This window comes from Paenibacillus sp. 2KB_22 (assembly GCF_052115745.1).
GTDB lineage: Bacteria > Bacillota > Bacilli > Paenibacillales > Paenibacillaceae > Paenibacillus.
Genome location: NZ_JBFRHG010000001.1, coordinates 1,343,661 through 1,358,700 on the forward strand (window position 1 = coordinate 1,343,661; position 15,040 = coordinate 1,358,700).

Annotated in this window: 11 protein-coding genes; 4 read left to right on the forward strand and 7 right to left on the reverse strand. The window is 44.8% G+C overall.

Features of this window, described 5'->3' with window-relative positions; all coding sequences use genetic code 11:
* Positions 1 to 6: 6 nt before the first annotated feature.
* The 5 genes from AB4111_RS05755 to rpiA form a co-directional block, all read right to left on the reverse strand.
* On the reverse strand, positions 7 to 1,704 hold the full coding sequence (locus tag AB4111_RS05755; protein WP_442030795.1) for an ATP-binding protein: 1,698 nt from the start codon (positions 1,702 to 1,704) through the stop codon (positions 7 to 9).
* Between the two features lie 15 nt (positions 1,705 to 1,719).
* Positions 1,720 to 2,808, reverse strand: coding sequence for a cobalamin B12-binding domain-containing protein (locus AB4111_RS05760; RefSeq protein WP_442030796.1), 1,089 nt, complete (start codon positions 2,806 to 2,808; stop codon positions 1,720 to 1,722).
* 282 nt (positions 2,809 to 3,090) lie between these two features.
* Entirely contained in the window at positions 3,091 to 3,552 is a 462-nt protein-coding gene (locus AB4111_RS05765; RefSeq protein WP_253433574.1) for a MarR family winged helix-turn-helix transcriptional regulator, read from the reverse strand.
* Between the two features lie 15 nt (positions 3,553 to 3,567).
* Positions 3,568 to 4,167 (reverse strand): GNAT family N-acetyltransferase, encoded by a 600-nt coding sequence (locus tag AB4111_RS05770; RefSeq protein ID WP_442030797.1) that lies wholly within the window; start codon positions 4,165 to 4,167, stop codon positions 3,568 to 3,570.
* 25 nt (positions 4,168 to 4,192) lie between these two features.
* Entirely contained in the window at positions 4,193 to 4,864 is a 672-nt protein-coding gene (rpiA, locus tag AB4111_RS05775) for a ribose-5-phosphate isomerase RpiA (protein WP_442030798.1), read from the reverse strand.
* A 511-nt stretch (positions 4,865 to 5,375) separates the two neighbouring features.
* Between rpiA and AB4111_RS05780 the strand changes: the two genes are divergently transcribed.
* Together AB4111_RS05780 and AB4111_RS05785 are read left to right on the forward strand one after the other, a co-directional pair.
* Complete coding sequence (locus AB4111_RS05780; RefSeq protein WP_442031585.1) at positions 5,376 to 7,118, forward strand: methyl-accepting chemotaxis protein; 1,743 nt, start codon at positions 5,376 to 5,378, stop codon at positions 7,116 to 7,118.
* Between the two features lie 46 nt (positions 7,119 to 7,164).
* On the forward strand, positions 7,165 to 10,872 hold the full coding sequence (locus AB4111_RS05785) for an amino acid adenylation domain-containing protein (protein ID WP_442030799.1): 3,708 nt from the start codon (positions 7,165 to 7,167) through the stop codon (positions 10,870 to 10,872).
* Between the two features lie 131 nt (positions 10,873 to 11,003).
* On the opposite strand, the gene AB4111_RS05790 is transcribed toward AB4111_RS05785, so the two are convergent.
* On the reverse strand, positions 11,004 to 11,624 hold the full coding sequence (locus AB4111_RS05790) for a TraX family protein (protein WP_253433560.1): 621 nt from the start codon (positions 11,622 to 11,624) through the stop codon (positions 11,004 to 11,006).
* 76 nt (positions 11,625 to 11,700) lie between these two features.
* Positions 11,701 to 12,189: a GNAT family N-acetyltransferase gene (locus AB4111_RS05795; protein ID WP_442030800.1), complete on the reverse strand. Its 489-nt coding sequence runs from the start codon at positions 12,187 to 12,189 to the stop codon at positions 11,701 to 11,703.
* 241 nt (positions 12,190 to 12,430) lie between these two features.
* On the opposite strand from AB4111_RS05795, the gene AB4111_RS05800 reads away from it, so the two are divergent.
* Entirely contained in the window at positions 12,431 to 13,876 is a 1,446-nt protein-coding gene (locus AB4111_RS05800) for a spore germination protein (RefSeq protein WP_442030801.1), read from the forward strand.
* The gene (locus AB4111_RS05805; RefSeq protein WP_442030802.1) at positions 13,873 to 15,021 is read left to right on the forward strand and encodes a Ger(x)C family spore germination protein; all 1,149 of its coding nucleotides are present in this window, start codon (positions 13,873 to 13,875) and stop codon (positions 15,019 to 15,021) included. Before AB4111_RS05800 ends, AB4111_RS05805 begins: the two co-directional genes overlap by 4 nt.
* The last annotated feature ends 19 nt before the right edge of the window (positions 15,022 to 15,040 follow it).

Genomic DNA, 15,040 nt, shown 5'->3' on the forward strand with positions numbered 1-15,040 from the left:
ATATCTTCAATCTTTACTTACTCGTTGCAGTGATGCACATGCTGCTTGATAGGCGGGTAACAAAGCATCCAGCAAAGGTTCCGCTTTCCGTGATTGACCTTCCTTTGCGAATTGCTCTATCTGGGCAAACAAAGTTGATAAATAACGAATTCCCAGACTCAGACTCCCTGATTTCAGGTCATGAGCTACTTCAGTTGCAGCAATATGGTCACCGGACACAATATTTCTGCGCAGCACCTCAATTTTGCCAGGTGTTTCGGTACGATACATGTCCAACAGCATACCGAGGAGTGTACGATCGCCATCGGTGTTTAATTCCGCAATCTCATGCACGATGCTCATATTCAGTACCTCTGTCGCATCGGAGGATTGCTGCCACTTCTGTATCATCTTACTCAGAATTTCCAGCGTGAAGGGTTTGCCAATAAAGTCGTTCATCCCCGCTTCCATACACTTGTCTTTCTCTCCCTGCATGACATTACCTGTCATTGCAATGATTGGTGTGCTATGGCGCATTTCATCCATTTCTATCGAGCGGATTTTGCGTGTTGCTTCCAAACCGTCCATCAATGGCATCATATAGTCCATGAGAATCAAACTGTATTTCTTACTGTGAAAAGCAGCAACTGCCTCTTCCCCATTCACTACAGCATCCACTTGGGTTATTCCCAGTTTTTTGAGTTGCAGCATGACAAGCTGCCGGTTGATGACATTATCATCCGCCAGCAATACAGATACAGAAGTAGCTTCATCACGCATATCCTCTACCTGATACTCTGGAGTGGAAGCAGCAGACTGGTTAACGTGTTTCTTGCCAAGTGTAAGTTCGAACCAAAAGGTTGATCCTTCACCCTCCTGACTGTCTACACCAATCTTACCTTCCATTAGTGTAACGAGTGACCTGCAGATGGATAATCCAAGCCCTGTCCCCTCATACTCTCTCGAGCGTCCTCGTTCTGTCTGCATATAGGGTTGAAATAATTGGGTCTGATCTTCCTCAGAGATACCAATCCCTGTATCTTCAACTTCAAACCGAATGATTTGTTTGTTCTCATCATCCTTAATGAGGATGACTCTTATCCGTACAGAGCCTTCTGTTGTGAATTTGTTCGCATTCTGAATTAGATTGATCAGTATCTGTGTAATCCTCGTTGAATCCCCTTCAAGAAGAGTAGAGATGCTAGGGTCATAGTTTATCGATAACAGATTTCCGTTCTTTCTGACTTGGGGCTCGAGCAAACGAACAATAGAGTTTATCGTCTCTTGCAGATCCACTTCTCCCAGTTCAAGTCGCATCTGACCTGCCTCAAGTTTGGACAGATCCAGAAGATCCTGAATCAGCTTAAGCAGCAGTTTGGCAGCATCCTGTATAACAGAAACGGAATTCTCCTGTTCTTCAGACAAGGGCGACAGCTTAAGCATCTCTGCCATCCCCAATATGCCATTTAATGGCGTACGAAAATCATGACTGATGCCTGCAATAAATGCGCTTTTGGATTCCCCTGCATCTACTGCTTGCTGACGTGCAGTTTCAAGACTGTTATTGTTCTTCGCAAGCAGACGCTGGAGTGTCACCAGTTCATTATTCATATCCGAGAACTCCGCAAGTGTCCGTTCTTCCTGCTCTTTGCTCCGGATCATCTGATCCGATAGCTGCTCAATCGTTCTGCGTAGCCTCTGTATCTCTCCGTTCTCATTAGACATCACATCATCCCTCTCCTAATCCCTAACCATATCAAGATGATTCCATGTAGCTGGCTGAGCCAATAATTGTTCTGCAACCGCAACTGCCTCATCCGCTCCCGGAGCATAACCGTCGGCTCCTATCGTTTTCCATAACTCTTGATCAATATTAAAGGGATATCCCCCAACCATAATCTTCACATGTGCCGTTGCCGGATGATGACGAATCAGATGAATCAATTCTTTGGCCAGATGAAGGTGATAGGTCATTGTAACTGAAATCGCAACAACATCCCCCTGATGCCGCTCTATAGCCTCTACTACACTTCCATTAGGAACATTGGCTCCCAGATAGTGCGTATCCCAGCCTTCCATCTCGAACACATCTGTGAGCATACGCAGTCCGATCTCATGTTGTTCACTGCCCACGCAGGTGGCAACTAGCCTTTTATTCTGACCCGTATGAATCATCCAGCGAGAATAGAGACGTGAAATGAATGACTGGGTCGCTGCCGTACAAAAATGTTCTTGCCCCACACTGATACGATGGCATTGCCACAATCGCCCAACTTCATATTGGGTAGGCTGAAAGATATAACGATAAATATCACGAATCGTCACCCCAGCTTCTAACTGAGCTTCAATGATTTCGAATGCTTCTTTCCGTTTATTCTCAAGCAAACACTGCAAGTACGATTGCGCGGCCTCTCCATATGGCATGGATTCGTTGATGTAACCCGCCTGTGACTCCAATTGTGTTGTTCTATATATTCCCATATCGAGATAATCGAGCAGAAGAGTCTTTGACGGATGGTCAAATTCTTCTTCCAATGTCTCTCTGATCAGATTGAGATTAATCGCCAGGTCTTCTTGCGATACTTTATACCCTTCAAGTAGAACTTTCAGCCAGGCTATATAATGAGTAAACAGGCCTGGACTCTGTACGAGCGCACTTTCTGCCAAATAGTTCAAGCTATACTGAGAATCCTGTTTGGTTCGCATTTTTCCGTTCTCACCAAATCGCTCAAGTAAATCGGGCTGTCTGAGATACTGTTTCTCCGTTATTTTGTCAGCTAAGTTCCCCGATTCCTGGAGTAAACGTTCTCCTGCTTCTTGATGACTCATAGATGCACCCCTCCTCTACCCGCATCACATCTCCATCATCATTCGTGAATAATCCAGAATGAGATCGATGTTAGCTAACTTGCAATCGGGATAGGTTCTTCTACTTGATTCAATCCATCCATTCCGCTCTTAAAAGTCCTGTTCCATTATACATGAATTCCTGAGGATCATGTGTTTAACGCCATGCATGTATAGAACAATCTTCCTATATTATGGGGGGCCTTGCAAGTAAGTCAGCCAGTATACCTGTACTTTTGGGTCCCACAAAAAAACTGACCTGCGTTATGAACGCAAGTCAGTTTTCCCTTCTGCCGCCAGTCCCAGCTTCTTCAACATCCGAATCGCATCCACTTTCTCGGCAGGATCAAGTCCTTCCAAAGCATCAATGATGACCTGATGGTGTTGAGGAAATATCTGTGTGAACAATTCTCTTCCTTCATCGGTTAATTCAGCGTAAATGACACGCCGATCTTCCTTGGATGGTCGACGAAACAGCAGATTTTTATTTTGCAACTTATCTACAACATACGTAATATTACCACTGGACATTAGCACCTTTTCACCAATCTTTTGCAATGCCTGTGGTCCTTTATGATATAACAAATCAAGCACACCAAATTCTGTCGTATTCAGTCCGTGACTCTGGATGTCCCGATTGGAACGTGAGGTCACAGAATTGTAGGCTCGAACAAGAACCACGAATAATTGTAAAGACAGTTCCCGGTTGTCCTCCGTGTTCAGCATTTCAATAATCCTCCATCAGTTGTTTACATTTCGGCTCGTATGAGGGGCCAGCTTCTGCTTCCACTCCTCACGGAGCATCCCCATACGAATTGAATCATAGTACTCCCCACGAACGATACGACACTTCCGCATTCGCCCTTCCACTTGTAATCCGGCTTTTACAGCCGCACGTATCATTCGTTCATTACCGGACCAAGTAGTCAGTCCAACCCGAACCAAAGGAAGATGTTCGAACAAATGACTTGACCACATGACAAGTGAACGTGTGCCAACCCCGCGTCCCCACTGGGCAGATCTGTATATTACAATCCCCATTTCCAGCCACATGGATAACTCATCTTCTATATAATAGCTGATCGTGCCCACAATTTGTCTGTCGGATTCAATGATACGGATCGATACCGGTTTGGAATCATCTGGATCAACGTCCAACCGTTTGAGCATACCTTGTTCGAAACTTTCATAACTTTCGTGTTTAAGTGGGTAATAGGGTGCATCCCATTGCTTCCATTCAGGTACATCATCACTGTAGATCAATTCATAGAGTTCTTTCAGATCCTTTTTCTCCACACATCGGAGAATAAGTTCACCATCCACGATTGGTAGTTCTCTCATGAAATGTAACGCACCCTCTTCCATATTAAGAACGATGAAGCTCTTCGATACTACCGTCCGCGTTGGCAAGAATGACTGTGCTAGCCATATCAACAAATAGTCCGTTATCCACAACACCTGGTAACATGTTCAATTGAACATTAAGGTTCGCAGCGTGATCAATCGCTTCCATATGACAATCTGCTATCAGGTTTCCGTTGTCTGTCAGATAACGTTGCTGTCCATCCATCCGCCACTGTGGTTGACACCCCAATTTTTCGAGCGCCTGGAAGGTCCACTCCGAAGCAAATGGAACAACCTCAACTGGAAGCGGGAATTTACCCAACTTTTGCACGGCTTTGCTGCCATCCGCAACAATAATCAATTTGTCACTATTGGCCGCCACGATTTTCTCACGCAAAAGAGCCCCGCCCCCCCCTTTAATCAGGTTAAATTCGGGATCTACTTCATCAGCGCCATCAATGGTCAGATCCAGACGTCCAATCTGGTCAAATGGGATGATGGGAATCCCCCATTCACGGGCAAGCTTGTCCGAAGCCTCTGAAGTGGCAACCGCTTGAATGTTCAATCCATCACGTACCCGCTCACCGATTCGACAGATGGCATAATAAGCTGTTGAACCTGTACCCAATCCTACCTTCATTCCATCTTCAACATATTCTGCCGCCCGCTCTGCTGCTATCTGTTTAAGATTCATCTATAAACCCCCGCTGCTCATAATTTGAGAAATGCATATGTAGTTATTATAGATAAAACCGCTTCCGATGTATATCCGTGCCTTCTGTTGCATCTTTGCCATCCTATTTTTGTGTTGTTGAAGGATGTTTTTTTTACCCACCATGTTATAGAATACAGAATGAAGCTAAAAAATGGGAAATTTTAAAATAAACAGTTCTAAATACCTATAAACCATCTGATATGTCCATAAATACGTAAAATATTAAAAAAAATTTAACAATACTATTCAATTTAACGACATTTTATACGACATATTAATTATAGATGTGTTTTAATAATTAGACACCTATGGTTCATACGGTACATAAGTCTCTACGAAAGCGACTGATAAACCAAGACCATGGTCGCATAAATTTCCTTTGGAGGGGATCACGGAATGATCTAGTTCACTGTACGAAAGCAACCCTAAAGTTTCTTAATTTAAAGAAGATCAGGAGTGGAATTTAGTGAAATCATTAAATTGGAAAAGCATGTCGTTTTTCTCCAAAAATTTGTTACTCTCATTTACCAATATCATTATCATCGGGGTAGCACTTATCGCAAGCAGTTACTATTTTCAAAAAACAGTTCTTGTTGATCAGCTGCATGGACAGGTGGAACAAATCACCAAAAAATGGGCTGAAGATATCAATCCTGCCGAGGTACAAGCTGCTATTACCGAAGGTAGCTATGATGGAGCAACACAAACGAAATTACGAGCGTATTTCGATGAAATGCAAGAATATTACCCTAACATTGCACAAGCCTACATCTTCGGTGTTGAGCTCGGTGGCGATAACAAGCGATTAACTTCCCTTGTAGCGATGCCGACCAACCTAAGAGAGGCTTTTCAAAGTGAGAACGTAAATATCGGTGACATGTATGAGCAGCCGGTCGTTGTAGCCAACGCCCTGAAAGAAATGCTTAATACGGATCGCCCAACATTCACCACATTTTATTCCGATGATTTCGGAACATGGACAACCATTGCATATCCAATCAAAGACAGCAACGGTAAGATTTTCTCATATTTTGCCATTGATGCAGATGCATCAGCCGTACCCGCAGGACTTAACTCCTTGCTAAAAAATGGAATTATCATCCTTGTAGCCTTCTTGCTATTATTCCTGATTATCCAATACCTTGTCGTTAAAAACACACTTTCCCCTATCCGTCATTTGATCAAAGGAATTGATGACGTCAGTCGGGGTAATTTGAATGTCAACATTCCGACAGGCAAAGACGATCTGGGACTCGTTAACGAGAAGTTCAACACCATGGTTCGCAAAATCAACGATACTATCGTTAAAGTGCAAATCACATCACAAGAAGTTAATCAATCTGCCAAAGAGCTATATGAAGTTTCCGAACGCAACAGTGAGAATGCAGATTCTATCAATAACAACGTGACTCAAATCACTTCTAACATTCGTTCACAGGAACAGGCAACCCGCGATAGTGCACGTGCCATGTCCGAGATGGCTACCGTAATCCAGACGATTGCCAGCAGCTCCGCAAGTGTAGCGGATGAAGCCTATGAAATGGAACGTCGTTCACAACAAGGTAACAGCGTCGTCCGTCAGGTATCCGAACAGATGAATCTGATTACCGAATCGGTTAAGAATACCGCTTCTGCCATTGAGGTTCTGGAAAGTCGTTCACAGGAAATCGGCGATATTCTCAATATCATCTCTGGAATCTCCAGCCAAACAAACTTGCTTGCCCTGAATGCCTCCATTGAAGCAGCACGTGTTGGTGAAGAAGGAAGAGGATTTGCAGTTGTTGCAGGTGAAGTACGCAAACTTGCCGAGCAGTCTGAACAAGCGACCAGCCAGGTTGGCGTATTGATCCAGGAGATTCAAGCTGGAATCAAACAAGCAGTACGTGCTATGGAACAAGGTACGTCAGAAGTAGATACAGGGCTCAGCGTAGCCGATCAAACAGGGCAACTGTTCGAAGATATTTTAGAAGCAGCGAAAAAAGTATCTAATCAGATTCAGGAAGTATCAAGCGCGACGGAAGAAATCTCTGCGGGTACGGAGGAAATGACTGCTACTGCAGAGGACTTGTCATCCAGCGTAAGTAAGACAGCAAACAGCAGTGAACAAATTTCCTCATCTGTTGATGAGCAAAAAGCATCCTTGATTACACTGGTAGACTCCTCCACACGCCTTAACAGCATGTCTGAGGAACTTCAAGAACTGATCTCTCATTTCAATGTAAGCAAACAATAATTCAAATCCACAAACATTCGGTTTGAACCAAGGAGGAATAACTGAAGTGATTGAAAACCAACCATCTTCTACCCATTCCATGGAATCTAGCTTGCCCGTTCTGCAGATTCCACTGGATTTTGGGCGACGTCAACAATCATTCTCTTATCAGTCTGCTCAAATCACATTACATGCTTCTCTGAGTCGTGATCTTAAACAGAAGTTTGGAGAACAGATGGTGTACCCGGTACTCCTCTCAGCTTATGCAGCCTTGTTATTCCGATTGTCAGCTGAACAGGAACTTGCCGTAGGTATACTTGCCCCCGATCAGGCAGCTTCCTATCTTTCTTTACAGATTCAGGGCAAATTGACCTTCAACCAACTATGTCATCAGGTTTCAGAACAGCTCAAGATTGAATACACGTTGCAAAACGGTGGATACCCTGAAACGTTTTTTATGCTGAATAGCGTACAGTTGCCCCAAGCTCCTCAAATATTAAATTGGAACGTTCGAGATGATCGGAACATGCTCATCCTCGATCTGTTCTATGATAGTTCACTGTTAAAAGAGTCTACCGTGCTGAGATATGCAGAATATTATCAGACTCTTCTACTTGCCCTCGTGCGTGACGGTGAGAAAGCAATCGGTACGGTAGATATTCTTTCCGCCTCAGATCGATTACTTTACCGTGAAATGAATGATACTTCCGTTCTCGAACCAGAGAATCAGACGGTTCATGGCTGGTTCGAAGCAACAGCAGCAGCATATCCGGATTCACCGGCGATAACATCTCCATCCAAAAGTTATACGTACAGAGAATTGAATGAACGAGCTAATCAGGTTGCACGAGTTCTGTTATCCAATGGATTGCAGAAAGGTGAATTCGTCAGTATCTTTATGGATCGAAGTCTGGAGACCATCATCTCCCTGCTTGGTATTCTGAAGGCAGGGGGCGCATATGTTCCGATCGACCCTGAGCATCCACAAGAACGTAACAGTTATATTGTGGAAGATACGGCGTCCTCATTCGTGCTGACAACGGAAGCTTCTTTTGCACAAGCTTCCAGCTTGTTCTCCAGTATAGCTACTGTCCGTCAGATTCTCGCTGTGGATGGTCGTCTAGCCGGATTTGCAGCAAGCAACCCCAATCTGGATATTCAGCCAGATGATCTTGCGTATATTATCTACACTTCAGGGTCGACCGGTAAGCCCAAAGGTGCACTGATTGCCCACCGGGGCGTAACCAATCTTGGCAGTGTGGTTCAGCGTGATTGTGACATTCAACCAGGTGATGTATTAACCCAGTTTGCTACATACAGCTTCGATGCATCCGTGTGGGATACCATTGGCGCCTTGTTCTATGGAGCAGAATTATATCTGCTGTCTGCGGAAGAACGTGTATCTGTTGAAGAATTCGCAAGTGCAATTGAACGGACAGGGACAACGATCATTACGATACTGCCTACGATTTTCTTCAATCAGCTTGCTTCTTATTTATCCGATGAAGGCTTCCACAAGCTGGCCAAAGTCAGAATCATTACTGTAGCCGGAGAAGCGCTCTATGGTGAGCAGGTTCGTGCCTTCCAGCGCAAATTTGGAAACCAGATTGATATTGTTAATGTGTACGGACCTACCGAATGTACAGTAGCCACAGCCACTCACCGCATCAGTGAACAGGTTCCAGAACATGTGGTGAACATCCCCATTGGTAAACCGATTCATAACTACAAAGTCTACATTGTGAATGAAGAACAACAGCTCTGTCCTGTAGGTGTACCTGGTGAAGTATATATCGCTACCCCTGCACTGGCCAAAGGTTATCTGAATCAGCCAGAACGTACAGAGCAAGCATTCATTGAGAACCCGTTTGCGATAGGTGAGAAAATCTACAAGTCTGGCGATATTGCCAAATTGCTGGATAACGGGTTACTGGAATATGTTGGTCGCAGTGACTCACAGCTAAAAATTCGTGGTCACCGCATTGAGATCGGAGAGATTGAAGATCACTTTGCACGGCTTGATCAGATCCAGAACGTTGCAGTCATTCCAAAGAAAGAATCGGATGGACAGAATATGCTGGTTGGGTATTTTACATCGAAAGATGGTAGTACCCTTTCTGTTTCGGACATCAAGGCAGCACTGACTGCGAAACTTCCTTCTTATTTTGTTCCGAAGTGGATCTGTCAGCTGGATGAAATGCCAATTGCACCGACTGGAAAAATCAATCGCAAAGCGATGGTATCCCTGCCGCATGTGGAACGACATGAAGATCGCCCTGACCGGGTCATGCCTGAGACAGAGACGGAATCTATTATCCTTGACGCATGGAAAGAAATCCTTCAACACGATGACTTCGGTGTCGAAGACAGCTTCTTCAATATCGGTGGTGATTCACTCCGGGTCATTCATGTACTGGTTATTCTGAAACCACATTACCCGCAACTGAAAATTGCCGACTTCTTTGCTGAAAAAACAGTCCGCGCTCTCGCTCGTTGCGTGGAAGTACTGTCTCAAAGTGCAACCGAAGTTACCCAATCGGCGGTGACGGAAGGCATGATCACACAATTATCCGAACACCCTGTGGAACTGGCATCCCAGTTGGGGTATCCACTCATTCGTGAACCTGAGCATGTGTTACTGACCGGAGCGACCGGTTATCTGGGTTCTCATGTGCTGCAACAGTTAATTCTGAATTCCAGTACACGAATCTATACACTGGTTCGTCGGCCATCCAATGGAATAACTGCAATGGAACGTTTGACTAAAGTGCTGGAAGGATATTTCGGCAAACAACTGACTGATCAACTGTCTTCTCGCGTGGAGATTATTGAAGGGGATCTCGAACAACCTAATCTCGGTCTTTCAGCAGAACAAACAGCTTATGTCCAGGACCGAATTGACCGTGTCATCCACTGCGCTGCAGACGTACGTCATTTTGGCGATGCCGATCAGTTCGCCAAAACTAACGTGGAGGGAACGGTCGCCTTGCTGGATCTGATTCGCAGCAAACCTGGGGCCTCGTTCCACCATGTATCCACGATGGGTATTCCGGAAGATCTCGCACTCAGCGGACAATGGGAATCCTCCCTGCAATATGATCGGTTCCCGGCTGACTTGCATGTGGACAACCTGTATTCGGACAGCAAGCTTGAAGCCGAGAAAGTGCTTATGATTGCGGCAGAGGAAGGTGTACCTGTCAGCATCTATCGTGCGGGTAATCTTACTTGCCACTCCGAAACTGGACGCTTCCAGTCCAATATTGATAGCAATGCCTTCTATCGCATGATCAAAGCGATGTTATTGCTTGGCAAGGCTCCTGCGGCTGACTGGATGGTTGATTTTACACCGATCAACTATGCAAGTGAAGCCATTGTTCATCTGGCCTTGCGTCAGGATACAGCCGGTCGTGTATTCCACATCTGTAATCCGGAGCCAATCCGCTATGATGAGCTGATCCGTTCTGTGAATCGGGCTGGTTACAATGTCGAGACACTTCCATTCGCGGATTACACCCGTTGGTTGTTCGATGCCAGCATCAGCAAGGAGCCGGAAGCTCTTCAGTTGGCTATTGCACAGCTTGAAGGCGACGGAGCCAAGGATTCAGCTTATGTCTATGCTTGCCCTGTCACAACGGCTTATGTGGAACCTGCCGGAATCTCATGTGCGAAAACAGATGATCGATTCATCTCCGCCATGTTAGACTACGCTGTTCAGATTGGATATTTCCCTGCCGCAATTCGGCGCCATAATGGCACTTCTACAGCAATGGAGTAAGTTCAATCTATCATCAGTAAATCAGTATTGATTAATAAATAAGGTCACACAGAGAGAAGCCATCTTATCGTCATGCACTGACGATAAGATGGCTCCTTCAATTGGCATTTTTGGATCATTTGATCATTCTTTTATATCCAGCGAATTATTGCAATGATGGCGAGATGAGCTGGATAGAAATAGCGCCAGACCCAGCGCGGCCCCTTCATGCGGAATCCTGCTTGGTAATACTGAGCAATAGCAATGCCGACGGTTGCGAGCACACTATACATTTGCACAGAGCTATGATGCAGCAGAAGATATAGTGCATTTAACAAGACATGTGCCACTACAAGTACAGGACCCTGGAAATAACGGAATAACAGAACCAATAACAACCCGTACATCCCGTAATCCATTTGACTAATTTCCATGAACCAACCTGCTCCAATGACAATTGGAATACTCAGTAGACGGGATGGCAGTTTATCGATAACGAATAGTACCAACAGGGCTGACCACAACGTCCATACCACGTTCAGAGAATAATGATTAAACGCAGCCATGAACGGCACCTGTGATATCATCGCAATCCAGAACAGACGCCATATGTATTTTTGTACATCTCGTGTATGTTTATAACCGATATACACTGCAAAAGCATAGATTGGAAAAGCGATACGACCTATAATCCTGAGTTCTATAATATGTGGAAAAAAGACAGCCCCTATATGATCAATTAACATCGTGATCATGGCAATCCACTGCATCATGTTGCGACTCCCCTCCCTCGTTCCCTATTACGGGTCTGCCATTCATTTATATATTGCGTCTTTTTTGAGCAACCTCTTATACATTAAGTTCATAATACATGAACTTGGTATCCCGTGCATATCCTTCGGATTCATATAAAGCTTGCGCTTGCGTGTTATTTAACTCAGTGGAGAGTGATATACGAAGAACTCCACGCTCAGATGCCAATCGCTTGGCTGCTTGCAGCAGCTTCCTTGCAATGCCTTTCTGACGATAATCAGGATGCACAAATAGATCATTAAGCACCCAGATTGGCCCCATCGATACCGAACTAAAACTGGGATACAACTGAACGAACCCGGTACAATTCAGGCCCTTCGAGATTGGCTTACCGTTACTTTCATCTGTCCCTTGATCGGTTTCTGCTACCAAAATCACCGAGTCATGGCGTTCCATTCGTTCTTTAATATACTGACGTGCTGCCTCAATGTCAGCATTTTGGTTGTAGAATATCCTGTACTCATTGAACAATCGACCCACTTCATTGCAATCAGGAAGACCCGCTTGTCTGATTCGCTGCTGCACTTCATTCAACTCCTCTGGGATGGAGACCATCGTCTCATCATTTGTGATCTTTTATATTTTAAAATAATCCCTTCCCTTTCCCCATTCATCATCTGTATCAAAGTTTGTAGTATCTATGGATTTCTATAGTGTGACTGCACATTCATCAACTGAAGTATATTTCAGTCAAAGCTATGCAAACTATAGTCACGCTATTATCCGACCGTGTCCGAACCATGAATGAGTCAGGAGGAAGGAAGTTATGAAAGAAAGCATTCTTCTACAAGTGCAATCACGCCTGATCGGCGTGGCAGACATGATCTATCAGCCGCTTCAGATTGGGCCACTTCATTGTACCCTGCTCTATATCCAATCCATTGTTGATACACAGATCATGCGTGAAACTATTGTAAAGCCTTTGCTAGAGGAGGCTGCACGCAATGATGTGGGTCCCGAATTCATTACGCAAGTCGTAAATGGAACTTTTTTTTCTCTTGAAAACCAGCACAGAGATGCAGCTGAAACATTGGTAGATGATATTGTATGCGGTAATGCAGCACTATACGTCGAAGGCATGTCCGGCATGATCATTTTTTCAATCCAGAATTATCAAAAACGCTCCGTACCGGAATCATCCAATGAAGTGGTCGTTGTTGGACCTCAGGAAGCGTTTATTGAAGACATTAATGTGAATATGTCATTGCTAAGACACAAAATTAAACATCCTGACTTTAAAATCATTAAATTCACCATCGGCAGATATACTAAAACCGAAGTTTTTGTGATTTATATCCAAGGACTATGTAAACCGGACATTCTTGAAAATGTATTAACCAGCCTGGGTGAGATTGATATGGATAGCAGTCTTGGTGTCAGTTATCTGTCCGAGTTCCTGGAGGATCATCCACTCTCTCCTTTTCCACAATATCAATATACCGAAAGACCGGATACTGTTGCCGCGGCACTGGTAGAAGGACGTATTGGAATCATGCAGGACGGGACCCCCTTTTCCCTGCTCATTCCCGTCACATTCTTCTCATTAATGCAATCTTCCGAAGACTATTACCAGCGGTTCCATTCCGCTACATTCATCCGGCTCATCCGCTTGCTGTTTGCAGTTGTCGCTTTCCTGCTGCCTTCCTTATATGTCGCCGTTACCACATTTCATCCCGAGATCATTCCAACCAATCTGCTTATCACCATTGCATCTGCAAGAGAGAACATTCCTTTTCCGGCATTAATTGAAGCGCTCATTATGGAAATTACCTTTGAAGGATTACGTGAAGCAGGAATCCGTATTCCGAAACCGCTCGGCCAGACAGTATCCATTATTGGCGGGATTGTAGTGGGACAAGCAGCTGTACAGGCGGGTATCGTCTCAGCTCCATTAGTTATTGTGGTTTCCATTACTGGCATTGCAGCGTTCATTATTCCGCATTTCGAGCTGGGACTGGCATTCCGGCTACTACGCTTCCCTGTCCTATTTATGGGGGGAACATTGGGTCTGTTCGGTGTCGTCATCTCTATCTATTTAATTTATTGGTACATGGTCAGCATGCGCTCCTTTGGCGTGCCCTACATGCAGCCTTTTGCGCCCCTTGTACTGCGTGATTTCAAAGATACCTTTATCCGTGTACCTTGGTTCCTCATGAAAAAGCGAACCAAAGCCTACACGACGGATAATGAAACGAGGCAGGATACACCATGAACTTTCGCAGAACCTTCCTGAAACTTGGAATGATTCTTACATGCTGTCTGGTCTGTAGCGGATGCTGGTCCAAAGTCGAAATTAACGAGCGCACCTTTATTACAGCGATGTACGTGGATAAAGCGGATACCCCCGGAGAGATTGAAGTCACACTTAACATGCCACTCCCCAATCGTCTTTCTCCCGAAGGTGCAGGTACAGGCAAGAATCCTTATGCAGCTGTTTCGGCAACTGCACCAACGATTGCCGATGCCATAGAGCGAATCCAGACGGACCTTACACGTAAAATCTCCTGGGGGCATACGCGAGTCATTGTCTTTGGCCAGGCCTACGCACGAGAGGGCATTGAAGATACCATGGAATGGATTGCACGCCAGCCCCTGTTCCACCTGAGCAGCTATGTGATGGTCGCTAATGGCAGAGCCAAGGACGTTTCTGATCTGACACCGGTATTTGAAGAAATCCCAAGTGACGTGCTGCGGGAATTCTCCACCGAAGAGAATCTGTTAAAGACCCAGATGCTGAGTATTTTTACATCCAATAAAATGAATCAGGGTTTTGCTTGCTCAATGTTAGATGCCAAAAAAACGAAAATGCTCAGCGAAGAGGGAGAACCCAAAAAATGGGTGAGTCAAGTCGGCGGATCCATTTTCCGACAGATGCGAATGGTTGGCACGCTCTCGACTAATGAAGCACGGGCTGTTGCTTGGGCAGGACAAAATCTGGATTCGTTAACCATCTCCGTACAAACCAAAAAACAAAAGGCAAGTATGAAACTCTATAATATGCGCTCTGACATTCACGTAAAGCTCCAAAATGGAGAACCACATTTCGTAATCAACCTCGCAGGCAAAGCCGAATTGAATTCCGTAATCCCTGTCTTGAAGGCTGAAGACATAGTTGGTGTTACGGATATAGAACAGGCAGCCAATGAAAAAATGAATGCTCACCTTACTCAAGCCGTGCGAACAGCGAAAAAAGAAGGAGCTGATATTCTTATGCTCGGATACCGACTCGAATGGAGATACCCCCAAATCTGGAAGAAGCTGCGTCCGGCATGGATCGACTACGTAAAGAATGATCTTCAGTTTACCGTCAACACCAAAATCAACATCCAATTTGTCGGTTCGGAGTCAAGTTTCTAATGTACCAATGAGTGGAGTT

Bases quoted from the DNA above. Each gene is read 5' to 3' on its own strand.
- rpiA (WP_442030798.1), bottom strand. From the start codon at position 4,864: ATGAATCTTAAACAGATAGCAGCAGAGCGGGCGGCAGAATATGTTGAA.
- AB4111_RS05800 (WP_442030801.1), top strand. From the start codon at position 12,431: ATGAAAGAAAGCATTCTTCTACAAGTGCAATCACGCCTGATCGGCGTG.
- AB4111_RS05770 (WP_442030797.1), bottom strand. From the start codon at position 4,167: ATGAGAGAACTACCAATCGTGGATGGTGAACTTATTCTCCGATGTGTG.
- AB4111_RS05780 (WP_442031585.1), top strand. From the start codon at position 5,376: ATGTCGTTTTTCTCCAAAAATTTGTTACTCTCATTTACCAATATCATT.
- AB4111_RS05755 (WP_442030795.1), bottom strand. From the start codon at position 1,704: ATGTCTAATGAGAACGGAGAGATACAGAGGCTACGCAGAACGATTGAG.
- AB4111_RS05805 (WP_442030802.1), top strand. From the start codon at position 13,873: ATGAACTTTCGCAGAACCTTCCTGAAACTTGGAATGATTCTTACATGC.
- AB4111_RS05760 (WP_442030796.1), bottom strand. From the start codon at position 2,808: ATGAGTCATCAAGAAGCAGGAGAACGTTTACTCCAGGAATCGGGGAAC.
- AB4111_RS05765 (WP_253433574.1), bottom strand. From the start codon at position 3,552: ATGCTGAACACGGAGGACAACCGGGAACTGTCTTTACAATTATTCGTG.
- AB4111_RS05790 (WP_253433560.1), bottom strand. From the start codon at position 11,624: ATGATGCAGTGGATTGCCATGATCACGATGTTAATTGATCATATAGGG.